This is a genomic window from Cedecea davisae (genome assembly GCF_044095835.1).
Lineage (GTDB): Bacteria > Pseudomonadota > Gammaproteobacteria > Enterobacterales > Enterobacteriaceae > Cedecea > Cedecea davisae.
In genome coordinates this window covers 3,080,653-3,096,052 of record NZ_CP172054.1, presented here as the reverse complement: position 1 = coordinate 3,096,052, position 15,400 = coordinate 3,080,653, and the positions used below count along the sequence as shown (strand labels likewise).

Annotated in this window: 13 protein-coding genes; 12 read left to right on the top strand and 1 reads right to left on the bottom strand. The window is 54.0% G+C overall.

Annotation, left to right across the window (positions count from 1 at the left end):
• Positions 1–709: 709 nt before the first annotated feature.
• From csgB to ymdB, 10 genes are all read left to right on the top strand, one after another.
• Positions 710–1,165 carry a curli minor subunit CsgB gene (gene csgB / locus ACG1VR_RS14860; protein WP_395489182.1) on the top strand — a complete coding sequence of 152 codons (456 nt, stop codon included), beginning with the start codon at positions 710–712 and terminating at the stop codon, positions 1,163–1,165.
• Between the two features lie 45 nt (positions 1,166–1,210).
• On the top strand, positions 1,211–1,624 hold the full coding sequence (gene csgA, locus ACG1VR_RS14855) for a curli major subunit CsgA (RefSeq protein WP_395489181.1): 414 nt from the start codon (positions 1,211–1,213) through the stop codon (positions 1,622–1,624).
• A 65-nt stretch (positions 1,625–1,689) separates the two neighbouring features.
• Positions 1,690–2,019, top strand: coding sequence for a curli assembly chaperone CsgC (gene csgC, locus ACG1VR_RS14850; RefSeq protein ID WP_016535798.1), 330 nt, complete (start codon positions 1,690–1,692; stop codon positions 2,017–2,019).
• A gap of 119 nt (positions 2,020–2,138) precedes the next feature.
• Positions 2,139–2,447, top strand: coding sequence for a hypothetical protein (locus ACG1VR_RS14845; protein ID WP_115586262.1), 309 nt, complete (start codon positions 2,139–2,141; stop codon positions 2,445–2,447).
• Between the two features lie 85 nt (positions 2,448–2,532).
• On the top strand, positions 2,533–3,156 hold the full coding sequence (locus ACG1VR_RS14840; RefSeq protein ID WP_016535801.1) for an outer membrane lipoprotein carrier protein LolA: 624 nt from the start codon (positions 2,533–2,535) through the stop codon (positions 3,154–3,156).
• On the top strand, positions 3,128–3,769 hold the full coding sequence (locus ACG1VR_RS14835; protein WP_395489180.1) for a 4'-phosphopantetheinyl transferase superfamily protein: 642 nt from the start codon (positions 3,128–3,130) through the stop codon (positions 3,767–3,769). Before ACG1VR_RS14840 ends, ACG1VR_RS14835 begins: the two co-directional genes overlap by 29 nt.
• Positions 3,770–3,844: 75 nt before the next feature.
• The gene (gene fhuD / locus ACG1VR_RS14830; protein WP_395489179.1) at positions 3,845–4,726 is read left to right on the top strand and encodes a Fe(3+)-hydroxamate ABC transporter substrate-binding protein FhuD; all 882 of its coding nucleotides are present in this window, start codon (positions 3,845–3,847) and stop codon (positions 4,724–4,726) included.
• Positions 4,717–6,654, top strand: coding sequence for a Fe(3+)-hydroxamate ABC transporter permease FhuB (fhuB, locus tag ACG1VR_RS14825; RefSeq protein WP_395489178.1), 1,938 nt, complete (start codon positions 4,717–4,719; stop codon positions 6,652–6,654). The genes fhuD and fhuB overlap by 10 nt, the downstream gene beginning before the upstream one ends.
• A 111-nt stretch (positions 6,655–6,765) precedes the next feature.
• Positions 6,766–8,982 carry a TonB-dependent receptor gene (locus tag ACG1VR_RS14820; RefSeq protein ID WP_395489177.1) on the top strand — a complete coding sequence of 739 codons (2,217 nt, stop codon included), beginning with the start codon at positions 6,766–6,768 and terminating at the stop codon, positions 8,980–8,982.
• A gap of 152 nt (positions 8,983–9,134) precedes the next feature.
• Positions 9,135–9,665: an O-acetyl-ADP-ribose deacetylase gene (gene ymdB, locus ACG1VR_RS14815; RefSeq protein WP_172567857.1), complete on the top strand. Its 531-nt coding sequence runs from the start codon at positions 9,135–9,137 to the stop codon at positions 9,663–9,665.
• 93 nt (positions 9,666–9,758) lie between these two features.
• Here ymdB and mdoC read toward each other — a convergent pair whose 3' ends face one another.
• Positions 9,759–10,919, bottom strand: a complete 1,161-nt coding sequence (gene mdoC, locus ACG1VR_RS14810) for a glucans biosynthesis protein MdoC (protein ID WP_016535807.1) — start codon at positions 10,917–10,919, stop codon at positions 9,759–9,761.
• Positions 10,920–11,214: 295 nt separating this feature from the next.
• Here mdoC and mdoG point away from each other — a divergent pair, with 295 nt between their 5' ends.
• Together mdoG and mdoH are read left to right on the top strand one after the other, a co-directional pair.
• Entirely contained in the window at positions 11,215–12,750 is a 1,536-nt protein-coding gene (gene mdoG / locus ACG1VR_RS14805; RefSeq protein WP_115586291.1) for a glucans biosynthesis protein MdoG, read from the top strand.
• Entirely contained in the window at positions 12,743–15,274 is a 2,532-nt protein-coding gene (gene mdoH, locus ACG1VR_RS14800) for a glucans biosynthesis glucosyltransferase MdoH (RefSeq protein WP_395489176.1), read from the top strand. Before mdoG ends, mdoH begins: the two co-directional genes overlap by 8 nt.
• The last annotated feature ends 126 nt before the right edge of the window (positions 15,275–15,400 follow it).

Sequence of the window (15,400 nt, the reverse complement as noted above, 5' to 3'; positions counted from 1 at the left end):
CGATAGCTGCAGCATTGCTGTGTATTAATATTTTTAATATTCGGGCGTGATGTTCCCGATGAATGAGAAAATTTAACTAAAGGAGTGCTTTCATATTCAATTTAACCAGTAGATATTTTAAAGCAAGTGTTAAGTATGTAACAAAATGTAACTCAGAATATTAAAATGTTTCCATTAGCGTTTTCGTCTATTTAGATTTAACGCTAAAGTTGTACATTATATATTTTATGTATAGATAATATATCATATGTTAAATACGTATCCATCTGAGTTGTATGTGTTTATTTTTCGTGTTTTGATTTTGCATTTTAAAATCATATTTTAAGAAACGCTGTTCCTGGAATTCTCTCGCTTCGCTTAAGAAAACTTGGTGTGGTGACGGTGGTTTTTCATAATGTGACTAAGCATCGCATCGGATGTGCTAAGTGCGTGAGGTTTATGGTTTGTTTAAATAAGTGTGCTAATGATTAGCTCTCTCTTTCCTGATGATTGTATCTGTAGCGCCATAGCGCAAATGTATTGTGAATTCACACTTTGGTATTAATCCAATAAGTCAAAATAATTCCTGCGCATGAGATATTTTAAAAATTTATCGGGACATACTCAATTTCGTAACCGAACAATAACAGTTTACTGCCGTTTTTGTGAGGTGTTACCACTTGAACTGAGCATCATTAAGTTCCGGCTCAATTAGGTTCAGGGTGATGAGATGAAAATTAAATCGCTATTGTCAATGTTGTTCTTTGTTGGGCTTTCAAATAACGCCATGGCCAACGGTAACGATCTTGCCGGTGCAGAATATAACTTTGCCGTTAATGAGTTGAGTAATCCTCAATTTAATCAGGCGGCAATTATTGGTCAGTACGGCAGCGGTAATAATGCCGATGTTATTCAGAGAGGCCAGCGCCAATTTTCTGAAGTAGTTCAAAATGGTGCAGGAAATCGGGCTAATATAGAACAATCAGGTAGTTATAATCTGGCTTACATCTCGCAAGACGGCGTAGCCAACGATGCGAGTATTAAGCAGGATGCATTTGGTAATGCTGCGCTTATTATTCAACGAGGTTCAGGTAATAAAGCAAACATTACTCAGTATGGTACCCAGAAGTCAGCAGTTGTAGTGCAAAACCAGTCACAAATGGCGATTCGCATTATTCAGCGATAAGCAGAACGTTTGTGCTGAAATTATCAATCCGATGGGGGTTTTAGTATGAATCTTTTCAAAGTTGCAGCATTAGCAGCATTAGTAGTGTCCGCAGGTGCAATGGCTACTTACCCGCAGCAGGCTCAGCACTCAACCCTGAAAATTTATCAGCAGGGTAACGGAAATAACGCTACAGCTCTACAGTCAAATGCGCTGTATTCAAAAACGGAAATTAAACAGTTTGGTACCGTTAACGGTGCCAAAGTGGGCCAGGGTTCTGACCACAGCGATATTAAATTGCTGCAGGACGGCTATGGCAACAATGCAACCATCAGCCAGTGGAATGGTAAAAACGCGCAAACCGACGTTCAACAGTTTGGTACTAACAACGGAGCCGTCGTTAACCAGACTGCTTCAAGCTCTCTGGTCTCCGTAATCCAGTACGGCAACGGCAACCACGCATCAGCTTCCCAGTACTAGCAGGCCCGATTTATTCGCAAGCAACTTAACAGGGCCTGTGGCCCTGTTTTTTCTTTGGAGGCCGTATGCATACCTTAGTGCTGCTTGCCGCGCTCTCAAGCCAGCTAACGTTTAATACCCGACAGCAGGACAATATTTATACCATCACCCCCATTGCCACGTTGGCTGCGGACTGCCAGTGCACTATGACGCTCGCGGCCAGGCGAAGCGGAACCTCAGGGCAAAGTGAAAGCAAGCAAAGCAGCGATCTCTTTATTAAAGCGCACGAGGCGGTGCCGCTGTCCCAGCTCAGTATGAATATCGATCCAGGCGACAGCGTTGTCGTGACCGTTACGCTGAGTGATGGTAAATCCTTCCATCTTGAGCAGCACTGGGTCGGGGCAGGAAAGCCGTAACTGGCATGAAATATAAATGATGAACGGATTGCAAGAATCGCGAGTGTGTATCACTGTTTAAGAATCTTTGATTTTCTGCCGATAACCTTCAGGGACGACAGCAATCGAGGAGTACCGAAGTGAAAACAGCTTGTGCGAAATATTTGCTTTGTCTGGCGCTGGGAATGGCTGTTTCATCGCTATCTCAGGCTGCATCATCCGGCGTTATTCATTTTCGAGGTGAAATAGTAGAAGGCGGGTGCCAGTGGGCGCCGGCGAGTGCTGATGTCGCCGTTACCTGCTCACAGCAAGGCAAGCCCGTCACCCAGACCCTTGCGCTCAATTCCCTTAATGGCATCACTCTTTATAACGACAGCACGGTGCAAACCAGGGTGCAATACCTTGATGCTCAGCATAAGCTCGCCGTTTTACAGGTGACCTATCAATAATGTCGCGGCCCGTTAAATCACGGGCCGACTCTCTTGGGTTCCTGCCGTATAGCAGAGTAAACTAGCCCCTGTCGGTTCAGGTTGAATGTATAGGGTCAGTGCTGTGAAAAAATGTCTGCTTCTCTCTCTTATGCTGGTTGCCAGAGCGACCGGAGCCGTTACGCTCGATGAGGTAGAAAAACGGTTCGCTGCGTCGCCGGTAGTGCGCGCTAATTTTGAGCAGGAGCGCCAGATTAAAGGGACAGCGCAGCCGCTGCATTCCAGCGGAAAGCTGCTGATTGCTAAAAACAAGGGGCTATGGTGGCAACAGCGCCAGCCTTTCCCGATGCGTTTGATTGTGAATGGCGGGCATATGGTGCAGGTTATGGGCAGCCAGCCACCCCAGACTATAACGGGCGAGAGTAACCCGCAGATGTTTCATTTTAACCAGCTGCTGCGCACGCTGTTTCATATCGATCGTAAAGTGCTGGAGAAAAGTTTTATCAGCGAATTTACCGATTTGGGGCAGGGAAGGTGGCGCCTGGTGTTGATACCCGCAGACGAGCCGCTGAATAAACTGTTCCGTTCGGTCACGCTCCGTGGGGAAAAGTATATCGAGCGCATTGAGCTCAATGATGTCGAGGAAGACTATACCGAAATCTCCTTTACCCATTATCAGCCGGAACCGCGAAAGCTGACTCGTGAAGAGCGTAAACGCTTTGCATACTGAAGCACCTTATCGCCTTGCGGTGGGGCAGGTAACAAGTCTCAGTTCACCGGCGTTTGTATCCCGCTGGCTCTCGGCTGAACTTATTGCCAGCGCGCCTCAGGGAATGCGCCGCCCGGTATGGTTAGCCGGGCGCGTGCTGCTGTCGCAGTTGCTGGACAACGGAATGTTGCCGCTGCTGCAAAGTGGCCCCCACGGTAAGCCCTGGCACCCAGAGCTTCCGGCTTTCAATATTACCAACAGTGCTCATGCGGTTGCGGTGCTGGTCGGCTGCCAGCCTGTGGGCTGTGATATGGAGCTGTTACGCCCCCGCAAACGCTGGCAGGCCGTGGCGCAACACAGTTTTGCTGCCCCGCTGTATGACCGGCTGCTGGCTTTGCCCCAGGAGGAACAGCTGACGGAGTTCTGGCGTCTCTGGACGGCCCATGAAGCGGTAGTGAAGCAGCGGGGAGGAACGGTCTGGCAATTACCCGAGCTAAATTTGCCGCCGCTGACCTTGTGCCCGCCGGGCCTGCATCTGATGCATATTGTTTGCGGAGAAATGCTGATCGCCTGCTGCGGACATCAGGTTTTTTCACCGGATTTTGCTCCCGGGCAGGTTGTCGGCCGGGTCTAAGTTTTTGATTGCGTTGTCGGGCTTCGGCGGCATAATAAGTAAAACTTAATTAGAACGATAACTATTGCTATTTATATGGACGTTTCTTTTAGCCGTCGTCGGCTTCTTACGCTCTCGGCACTGCTGCCGCTGGCTACGATTCTTCCGGGTCGTGCTCACGCGCGGGGCATTGATTCAGAACGTATTATTGCGCTCGAGTGGCGGCCGGTGGAGATGCTTCTGGCGCTGGATATTATGCCCCTGGCGATTGCCGATAAGCGTAATTATCATCGCTGGGTGAGGGAGCCAGCGCTGCCTGATTCGGTGGTAGATGTGGGTCTGCGCAATGAGCCTAACCGCGAGCTGATGCAGCGCCTGCGACCCTCCGCATTTATTATCTCCAAAGGTTTTGGCCCTTCAGAGTCCGATCTAACACCTATCGCTCCGTGCTGGTCTACCGCTTTTAACGACGCCAGCGGCCGCCCACTCGGGCTGCTTGAGCGGGATCTGCTGCGCCTGGGGCAGTTTCTCGGCCGCGAGCAAAAGGCTGTTGAACACCTCACTTATCTGCATCAGCAAATTGCCGCAACACGAGAAAAGATCCCCGCTAACCCTAAACCGCTGGTGATGTTCTCCTTCCTCGATAGCCGCCGGGTGATGATTTTCGGCGCAAACAGCCTGTTTAACGATTTGCTTGAACGCCTGGGTTTGCGCAATGCGTGGGAGGGTAAAACCAATCCCTGGGGTAGCGCTATTGTGGGTATCGAAACCCTGGTGAGGCTGGAAAATGTGACCGCACTTTGCTTTATGCACGGCGATGATGACCCGGTTAAAACGGTGGCTAAGTCTGCTTTGTGGCAGGTGATGCCTTTTGTGCGCGAAGGGCAGCTGCATTTATTGCCTGCCGTCTGGTTCTATGGCGGCAGCTTTTCGGCGCTGCGTTTTTGTCAGCTGCTGCCGGAGGCCCTGTGCGCTTAATTCTCGTTTTACTTTGTGCTTTTACGTTGTTTCTGACCGGCTATAACTTTCAGCAGACGTTGTCCGCCAGCCTCTGGTGGCAGGCAATCGTTGCCCCGCAGGTGACCGATGTTTCCCAGATGCTGTTTCACTACAGCATGCTGCCGCGCACAACTCTGGCTTTACTTACCGGGGCAGGTCTGGCGCTGGCAGGTTGCCTGTTTCAGCATATTCTGCGTAATCCCCTGGCGGAACCGGCAACGCTCGGAGTGGCGGCAGGTGCTCAGCTGGGATTGACCCTGGCGACGCTATTTTTAGCCGGAGCAGGGGAAACGGGCAAGCAGCTTGCGGCGCTGGCCGGAGCGATGGCGGTCGGCAGTATTGTCCTCGGCGCGGCCTGGGGCAAGCGCATGTCTCCGGTCACGCTGATCCTTGCCGGGCTGGTGCTCGGCCTGTATTGCGGAGCGGTAAAAAGCTTCCTCGTGCTGTTTAACCATGAACGTCTGCAAAACTTGTTTATCTGGAGCAGCGGCATGCTGAACCAGTATGACTGGGCGGGCGTTGATTTTCTCTGGCCGCGACTGCTGGCCGTGCTGGCGTTAATCGTCCTGATGATTCGGCCACTGGGCATGCTGGCGCTGGACGATGCGGTGCTGCGTGGTCTGGGAATGAAACTTGCCGTAGTGCGGGTTGCCGGACTGTTTCTTGCTTTGCTGCTCAGCTCCATGCTGGTCAGCATTGTGGGGGTTATCGGGTTTATTGGCCTGTTTGCGCCGATTCTGGCGGGAATGTTTGGCGTGCGCCGCCTGCTGCCGAAGCTGCTGGCTTCGATGGTGATGGGCGCTTTGTTGCTGGTGCTTAGCGATCAGCTGGTTATCTGGCTGGGCAGCTTCTGGCAGGAGTTGCCTACCGGCGCGATAACGGCCCTGGTCGGCGCGCCACTCATGCTCTGGCTGCTGCCGCGTCTGCGCCATCAACGTCTTGCGGCCACGCAGGATACCAGCGCCGTTGCCGAACGGCCGCTTTCGGCTAAAACCATAATACTGGCCTCTACCGTGCTGCTGCTGGTGTCGCTGCTGGCCCTGGGCGTCGGGCGGGAAAGCGCAGGCTGGTTCGTGGGTATGCAGGAAATGTGGCAATGGCGCTGGCCGCGTGTACTGTCGGCGCTTGCAGCAGGGGCGATGCTGGCCGCGGCGGGAACGCTGGTGCAGAAGATGACCGGTAACCCAATGGTCAGCCCGGAAGTGCTTGGCGTCAGCTCGGGGGCCGCTTGCGCCATCGTATTACTGACATTCCTCGTTCCCGGGGATATCAGCGCCTGGCAGCTTCCGGCCGGCTTTGCCGGCGCGGCGTTAACGTTGCTGGCGATGCTGGTGCTGGCGCGCTCGGGGCTGGCTCCGGGGCGGCTATTACTGACGGGCGTGGCGCTGAGTACCGTGTTTGCCACGCTGCTGACGCTGTATCTTGCCAGTGGCGATCCGCGTAGCGGGGCGGTGCTGACGTGGCTCTCCGGGTCGACCTGGAAAGTGACCGGGCAGCAGGCGCTGGTGAGCGGCGCTATGGCACTCGCCTTTATTGGCCTGACGCCGCTGGTCCGGCGCTGGTTGGTTATTCTGCCGTTAGGCGGCGAGGCCGCTCAGGCGTTGGGCGTGGCGCTGAGCCGGTCGCGCATCACTATCCTGATGCTGGCTGCCGGGTTGGTTGCCGCCGCGACGCTGTGCGTTGGCCCGCTGAGCTTTATTGGGCTAATGGCTCCCCATATGGCGCGGATGCTGGGCTTCCGCCGAGCTATGCCGCAGCTCGTGATGGCGATAGCCATTGGCGCGGGGCTGATGCTGGTAGCCGACTGGCTTGGACGTAGCCTGATATTCCCGTTCCAGATCCCGGCAGGGCTGCTGGCGACGCTGTGCGGCGCGCCTTACTTCATCTGGTTATTACGAAAAGCGTAACGAGTAACAGACTGTCATTTTTACTTGCAATTATTAACCTGCAAATGATAATTGCGATCAAAATCAGAACCGTTCTCATTATTAATTTCGTTATCTTACCAGGGATTTACTATGCACTACCTCACTTCTCAACAGGCCGGGCTACGCCCGCGCCTGCTCGCCGCAACGATAGCTACTCTCTGCTTTCCCGCCGTCGCCGCTACTCAACAAAGCTTGCCGCAAAAAAACAGCGCCAAAGAAGAAACCATCACGGTGACGGCCACGCCGGAAAATGATTTCCAGTCCGGTGGCAATGAGCTTGTTCCGGCATATCTTGACGGGCAGGTCGCTAACGGCGGCCGTCTTGGGATGCTGGGCGAGCAGGACGCCCGCAACGTGCCGTTTAACGTTATCGGCTATACCTCAAAAATGATTGAGGATAAGCAGGCCAACACCCTCAGCGATATTATTCGTAATGATGCGACCATTCAGCCCGTGCGCAGCTACGGTAACTTTGGCGAGTCCTACCGGGTGCGTGGCTTCCTGCTGGACGGAGATGATATCTCCTACGGCGGTTTATACGGCGTCTTGCCACGGCAGATTACCAGCACCGCGATTGCCGGGCGCGTTGAGGTGATTAAAGGTTCGACCGCGTTCCTGAACGGCGTACCTCCGGGTGGAAGCGGCGTTGGCGGGGCGATTAATATCGAGCCTAAGCGTGCGGGGAGCGAGCCGCACACGCGGGTTGGTGTTGATTACACCGGGCGCTCTCAGGTAGGTGGTTCGCTGGATACTGGCCGTCGATTTGGCGATAACGACCAGTTTGGCGCGCGGGTTAACCTTCTTCATCGAGAAGGTGAGAGTGAAATCCACGACCAGAAAAACCGGACTTCTCTGGGCAGCGTCGGGCTTGATTACAAAGGCGATAAGCTGCGCAGCTCTTTTGACGCCGGTTACCAGAAAATGACGGTTCATAACGGGCGTATCGGGGTAGGCGTTGGCGCAATCACAGAAATGCCGGAAGTGCCCGACAACCGAACCAATTACAGCCAGCCGTGGGTCTATTCCGATATGAGTAGCCGTTTTGCCGCGTTACGCAGCGAATACGACATGCTGGATAGCTGGACGGTTTACGGCGCACTGGGCACCAGCGAAACCGACGAGCGCGGTAACTACAGCGTGCCGAAGTTTGTTGATAACAACGGCAACACCAGCCAGACACGGCTTTCCACGCGTTTTATAGCCGACTCCTTCTCAGGCATGGCGGGCGTGCGCGGCAAATTCGATACTGGTTTTATCGGCCACAGCGTGAACCTCGGTTATTCCGGCGTGTACCGCAAAACTCGTGCGGCTTATACCATGTCTTCGGGCAAGACGGCGGTTGGTAATAATATTTATCATCCTTCCGACGTTGGCCTTGACCGGTTCCCGACGGTAGCGTCCGGCAGCAATATGGATGACCCAACCCAGCGCAGCCGTACGATTACCGGAGGCATTTCTCTCTCCGATACGCTTTCAGTCCTGGATGATAAAGTGCTGCTCACCGTGGGGGCCCGTCGCCAGGATGTGAGGATCCGTAACTACAGTTATACCGGCGTGGAAGATCCGAAAACGCGCTTCGACGCCTTCAAAGTGACGCCGGTGTATGGCCTGGTGGTGAAGCCGTGGGAGCCGGTGTCCTTCTACGCTAACCATATTGAAGCTTTACAGCCGGGGCCGACGGCCACCTCAAAAGCCATCAATGCAGGTAATGTTGTCGGAGTTGTGCAGTCGAAGCAGAACGAAGTCGGCATGAAAATGGACTTTGGGCGGGTTGGCGGCAGCCTGGCGCTGTTTGAAATCAAAAAGCCGGTTGGCATGATTGATAATGACAACGTTTACGGGCTGTACGGCGAGCAGCGCAGCCGTGGGATGGAGCTGAACGTGTTTGGCGAACCGCTCTACGGCGTGCGCCTGCTGGGCAGCGCGCTGTGGCTGGCGCCGGAGATGGTCAAAACGACCGGCGGCGCTAACGACGGGAAAGATGCGATTGGCGTGCCGCGTTACTCCTGGTCACTTGGCGGCGAATGGGATCTGCCGTGGGTGCAGAACCTGACGGCAACCGGGACTTTGATTCGCACCGGCTCTCAGTATGCGAATGCGAACAATAGCGTGAAGCTGAACGGCTGGACCCGCCTCGATTTAGGCGTGCGTTACAGCACGAAGCTCAATAGCCAGACTCTAACCTGGCGTGCTAACGTGGAAAACGTGACTAATGAGAAGTACTGGGCTTCTGTGGATGATAGCGGGTCTTACATTACCCAAAGCGATCCACGAACCCTGAAGTTGTCTATGACGGTTGATTTCTGACCGAAAGACCTGAAATCCTCGCTGCGGCGGGGATTTTTGTTTCTGAAACCAAAAGGATTTCAAATATAGTAACGTTCCGAAACGATAATAGTCATGTACGCGGTGCGCTGCAGGAGACTAGACTACGGCAAAGTACAGCGGGAGAATGCTTAATGAGTGAACGAATACAGGTGGTGCAGGGCGATATCACAAAGGCGGATGTTGATGTGATTGTCAACGCAGCAAACCCTTCGCTGATGGGCGGTGGAGGAGTGGACGGAGCGATTCATCGCGCCGCCGGACCTGCGCTGCTGGCAGCCTGTAAGGTGGTTCTTCAGCATCAGGGCGAGTGTGCCCCCGGCCACGCGGTTATCACCGAGGCGGGAAACATTCCGGTAAAAGCGGTTATTCACGCCGTGGGGCCAGTCTGGCACGGCGGCGAGCAAAACGAAGCTGAGCTGCTGGAACTCGCCTACCGCAATTGCCTGGATTTAGCCGCCGCAAACGGCTACCGCACCATTGCTTTCCCGGCCATCAGTACCGGCGTGTACGGTTTTCCTAAGCAGCAGGCGGCGCGTATCGCCTGGGACACGGTTTACAAGTACATTGGTATTCGTCCGCTGCCGGAACAGGTTGTTTTTGTCTGCTTCGATGACGAAAATACCGCCATCTATCAGCAAATTGCCGCCGACTGTAATAAATAAATCATTTAGCCTTCACAAAAAATCAATCTGTGAAGGCTATTCTCGTCGAAATCAGAGTGATAAGCCGGGGCGAAGCCCGGCATGCGCCGTGTATTAACCAGCGAAAGAAGGCGGCGTGACCGTTTTGTTTTTCGGTTTACCGGAGAACAGGAAGCGCAATAGCGGAATGCGTAAATGCAGCTCATAGAGCAGCAGCGCAATGCCGACAACGAATACTAACCCGCTGAAAAATCCAAGGATATTGGACGTAATATGCGGCGTAATAAATGCGCCGAAGAATAGCGTCAGCGGGTGGTGAACCAGATAGATAAACAGCGACGCATTGACGAAATAGGTCACCCGGGCCGATTTGAAATTCAGCATCCGGTAGCCCAGAGAAAACACCACGTTAACCATCCACAGGCCCATCAGCATGGTTATCACGCTTTCCGTTTCGTACATCCACGCATCACCGCTGCCGTAGCGCTGGTTTAGCAGATAGGCGGCAAAGGCGAATGCGGCGGCCACCGCGCTCCACGGCGAAGGCGTTGTGAACAGTATTTTTAGCGATTCGCGTTTAAACGTCAGCGCCCCCAGCATAAAGAAGGGCAGGTAAAACAGCGTCTGCATCACCACGAAATTAAACAGACCATCGCTTAATAACGGCGGATGAATAATAAAAATGGTTCTGCGAATAGCGGCATATAAAATACCGCAGGCCAAAAACAGAACTGAGAGTTTTCCCATCGTAACCGGTGATTTATTATTCTGTTCGTTTCTAATTATAAAGTTATTAATTTTTTGAAACAAAACCATTCCCAGCGTGGTTAATATCACCAGCACCAGTAAGAACCACAGATGTGAGACCAGTTCCCACACCAGGGTGTTGTATTTTTGGTAGCCGGTAAGCGTATGCCAGGTGCCGGTCTTGTTATTGATGTATTGCAGCATCAGGAACTGAGGCAGCGTCAGCAGCGGGATGGCGGTCAGCATCGGGATGCCGACGCGCTCCACGCGCACCGTCCACCAGCGCTTGAGCGGGTAGCGCAGGAATAACATGTAGGAAAAATAACCAGAAATAACGAAGAATACCTGCATGCGAAACGCGTGAATAAAATCATTAAATAGCGTCAGGCTCGCAGAGGGCACCGCGCTATTGACGTGCCAGTGGTGGCTCGAATAGATAAGCGAGATATGAAACGGGATGCCCAATAGCATCAACCATGCCCGGATGGAATCCAGGAAAAACTCACGTTGTTGCGGTGCGTTACTCATAATACTCCAGACATTTTCAGACTATTCGTCTTATCCTTAAGACCCTATCCCATCAGGCTAAAAGTCCAGTTCAGTCTACATATTCGTGGCAACCCTACACTAAGCATGTCATCCTGTCGCCAGGGTGAACTCTTAAAGCGTAAGCAGTTGTCTTTATTTTGCTTAAACCCTGAGCCAGTACGCTGAACAAAGCGGTGAATTGGTTGTCGGAAAGCAAAAGTTTCCATTAAAATGGATAGATTGATTTAAGCACACAAAGGGGGATGTGCTGGTTAATATGAAACATAAAGCAAATATGATGAAAGTGCGCTGGTTAGGCGCGGCCGTAATGTTGTCCCTTTATACCACTTCGGTTTGGGCCTTCACTATCGACGACGTCGCAAAACAGGCGAAAACCTTAGCGGGCAAGAGCTACGAAGCACCGAAAAGCAACCTGCCTTCGCAACTCCGCGACATGAAATACGCGGATTACCAGCAGATCCAGTTCAATCATGACAAAGCTTACTGGAACAACATTAAGACCCCATTCAAGCTCGAATTCTATCACCAGGGTATGTACTTCGACACCCCGGTTGCCATCAATGAAGTGACTGCCACCGCGGTACATAAGATTAAATACAACCCGGATTATTTTAACTTCGGGGATGTAAAACACGATAAAGACACCGTAAAAGATCTCGGTTTTGCCGGTTTCAAAGTGCTCTATCCGATCAACAGCAAAGATAAGAACGACGAAATAGTCAGCATGCTCGGAGCGAGTTATTTCCGCGTAATCGGTTCTGGCCAGGTATATGGCCTGTCTGCCCGCGGCCTGGCTATTGATACCGCGCTGCCGTCCGGCGAAGAGTTCCCGCGCTTCCGCGAATACTGGATTGAGCGTCCGAAACCAACGGACAAGACGCTGACCCTGTATGCATTGCTCGATTCCCCGCGCGCCACCGGTGCATACCGCTTCGTTATCACCCCGGGGCGCGATACCGTGGTCAACGTGCAGTCTAAAGTTTATCTGCGCGACAAAGTCGGCAAGTTGGGCATTGCTCCGCTGACCAGCATGTTCCTGTTTGGGCCAAACCAGCCGTCCCCTACCACTAACTTCCGCCCGGAACTGCATGACTCTAACGGTCTTTCAATTCACGCCGGTAACGGCGAGTGGATTTGGCGTCCGCTGAACAACCCGAAACACCTGGCGGTAAGCTCTTACGCTACGGAAAATCCGGTTGGCTTTGGCCTGCTGCAACGCGGCCGTCAGTTCTCGCGTTTTGAAGATTTAGACGATCGTTACGATCAACGTCCAAGTGCCTGGGTTGCGCCGGTTGGCGACTGGGGTAAAGGCCGCGTCGAGCTGGTTGAGATCCCGACTAACGACGAAACCAACGATAACATCGTTGCCTACTGGACGCCGGATCAACTGCCGGATCCGGGCAAAGAGATGAACTTTAAGTACACCATCACCTTTAGCCGCGATGAAGACAAAATGCATGCGCCGGACAGCGCGTATGTGCTGCAAACCCGCCGTTCGACCGGCGACGTTAAGCAGTCCAATCTGATTCGTCAGCCGGATGGCACCATCGCGTTTGTGGTGGACTTCACCGGCGCTGAGATGAAAAAACTGCCTGCGGATACTCCGGTCACCGCGCAGACCAGCATTGGCGATAACGGTGAAATAGTGGACAGCCAGGTGCGCTACAACCCGGTCAATAAAGGCTGGCGTTTAACCCTGCGCGTGAAGCTGAAGGACGAGAAGAAGACGACCGACATGCGTGCTGCGCTGGTTAACGGCGAGCAGACATTGAGTGAAACCTGGAGCTACCAGCTGCCTGCCAATGAATAAGTCTACTGAACTCGCGCCCGATTATATTGAGGCACTGCCGCTTTCTGCCGAGCAGAAGGCGGCTCTTCCGACATCCGATCTTCAGGCGGTGCATGAGGCGCTTGACGCGCAGCATCACCACTATGAGCGAGCGGATGACTCTCCCCTTGCATCGGTAGAAGCTCGCCTTGAGGCTAGCTGGCCGGGTTCTCTTGGTGGCGATCAGCTGATCAGAGACGAAGAGGGGCGCCCCCAGCTGCAGGCGATGCCGAAGGCCACGCGCTCTTCTATGTTCCCGGATCCGTGGCGCACTAACCCGATTGGCCGCTTCTGGGACCGCCTGCGCGGCCGCGAAACGCACTCGAAGTTCTCCTCCAAAGAGGAAGAGGCCTCCGAGCAGAAATGGCGTACCGTGGGCACCATCCGCCGCTATATTTTGCTGATCCTGACGCTGGCACAAACCGTGGTGGCAACCTGGTATATGAAGACCATTCTTCCGTACCAGGGCTGGGCGCTGATTAACCCGACGGATATGGGGGGCCAGGATTTGTGGGTCTCCTTTATGCAACTGCTGCCGTATATCCTGCAAAGCGGCATTCTGATCCTGTTCGCCATTCTGTTCTGCTGGGTCTCTGCCGGTTTCTGGACCGCGCTGATGGGCTTCCTGCAACTGCTGATGGGCAAAGATAAATACAGCATCTCGGCCTCGACGGTGGGCGATGAGCCTATCAATCCAGAGCACCGTACCGCGCTTATCATGCCTATCTGTAACGAAGACGTGGATCGCGTGTTTGCCGGCCTGCGTGCAACCTGGGAGTCGGTAAAAGCGACCGGGCAGCAGAAGCATTTTGACGTTTATATCCTGAGTGACAGCTACAACCCGGATATCTGCGTAGCCGAGCAGAAAGCGTGGATGGAGCTGATAGCCGAAGTGCAGGGCGAAGGGCAAATCTTCTACCGTCGCCGTCGCCGTCGCGTGAAACGCAAAAGCGGCAACATCGATGACTTCTGCCGTCGCTGGGGCAACCAGTACAGCTACATGGTGGTGCTGGATGCGGACTCCGTGATGAGCGGGGACTGCCTGACCAACCTGGTGCGCCTGATGGAAGCTAACCCGAAGGCCGGTATCATCCAGTCTTCGCCGAGAGCGTCCGGTATGGATACGCTGTATGCGCGCTGTCAGCAGTTCGCGACTCGCGTTTACGGGCCTTTGTTTACCGCGGGCCTGCACTTCTGGCAGTTGGGTGAATCGCACTACTGGGGCCACAACGCGATTATCCGCGTGAAGCCGTTCATCGAGCACTGCGCGCTGGCTCCTCTGCCGGGCGAGGGTAACTTTGCCGGTTCTATCCTGTCTCACGACTTTGTGGAAGCCGCGCTGATGCGCCGTGCAGGGTGGGGCGTGTGGATTGCCTATGATCTGCCGGGTTCTTATGAAGAGCTGCCGCCGAACCTGCTGGACGAGCTGAAACGCGACCGCCGCTGGTGCCAGGGCAACCTGATGAACTTCCGCTTGTTCTTGGTTAAGGGCATGCACCCGGTACACCGTGCGGTATTCCTGACGGGCGTAATGTCCTATCTGTCGGCTCCGCTGTGGTTTATGTTCCTTGCGCTGTCTACCGCCCTACAGGTGGTTCACGCTCTGACCGAGCCGCAGTACTTCCTGCAGCCGCGCCAGCTGTTCCCGGTATGGCCGCAGTGGCGTCCTGAGCTGGCGATAGCGCTCTTTGCTTCGACGATGGTACTGCTGTTCCTGCCGAAGCTGCTGAGCATTATTCTTATCTGGTGCAAAGGCTCGAAAGAGTACGGCGGGTTCCTGCGGGTTACCTGTTCTCTGCTGCTTGAGGTGCTGTTCTCGGTACTGCTGGCGCCGGTGCGCATGCTGTTCCACACGGTGTTTGTGGTAAGTGCGTTCCTCGGCTGGGAAGTGGTATGGAACTCCCCGCAGCGTGACGATGACTCCACTCCATGGGGTGAGGCGTTTATGCGCCACGGCTCTCAGCTGCTTCTGGGTCTGGTGTGGGCTGTCGGCATGGCGTGGCTGGATCTGCGCTTCCTGTTCTGGCTGGCGCCGATTGTCTTCTCGCTTATCCTGTCGCCGTTTGTGTCGGTTATTTCAAGCCGCGCAACGGTGGGGCTTCGCACCAAGCGCTGGAAGCTGTTCCTGATCCCGGAAGAGTATTCTCCGCCTCAGGTTCTGGTCGATACGGACAACTATCTGCAGCTGAACCGTAGCCGCACGCTGGACGATGGCTTTATGCACGCGGTATTTAACCCGTCATTTAATGCCCTGACTACCGCGATGGCTACCGCGCGTCACCGTAAAAGCCTGGTGCTGGAGATCGCACGCGATCGCCACGTTGAGCAGGCGCTTAACGAAACGCCGGACAAGCTTAACCGTGACCGTCGCCTGGTGCTGCTGAGCGACCCGATGACCATGTCCCGCCTGCATTACCGGGTGTGGGCAAATCCTGAGCGCTACACCTCGTGGGTGGACAGCTATAAAAAGCTGGAGCTGAACCCGCTGGCGCTATCGTCAAAATAATGGCGTAAAACGTCAAAATGCCGGCCCTTTGAGGTCGGCATTTTTTTGTCTTTTATCTGGCGGAAGTTATACTCAGCGCTTCCTGAACCGGAGGGTAGTTGTGGGTAAAATCATTATTGTACTGGC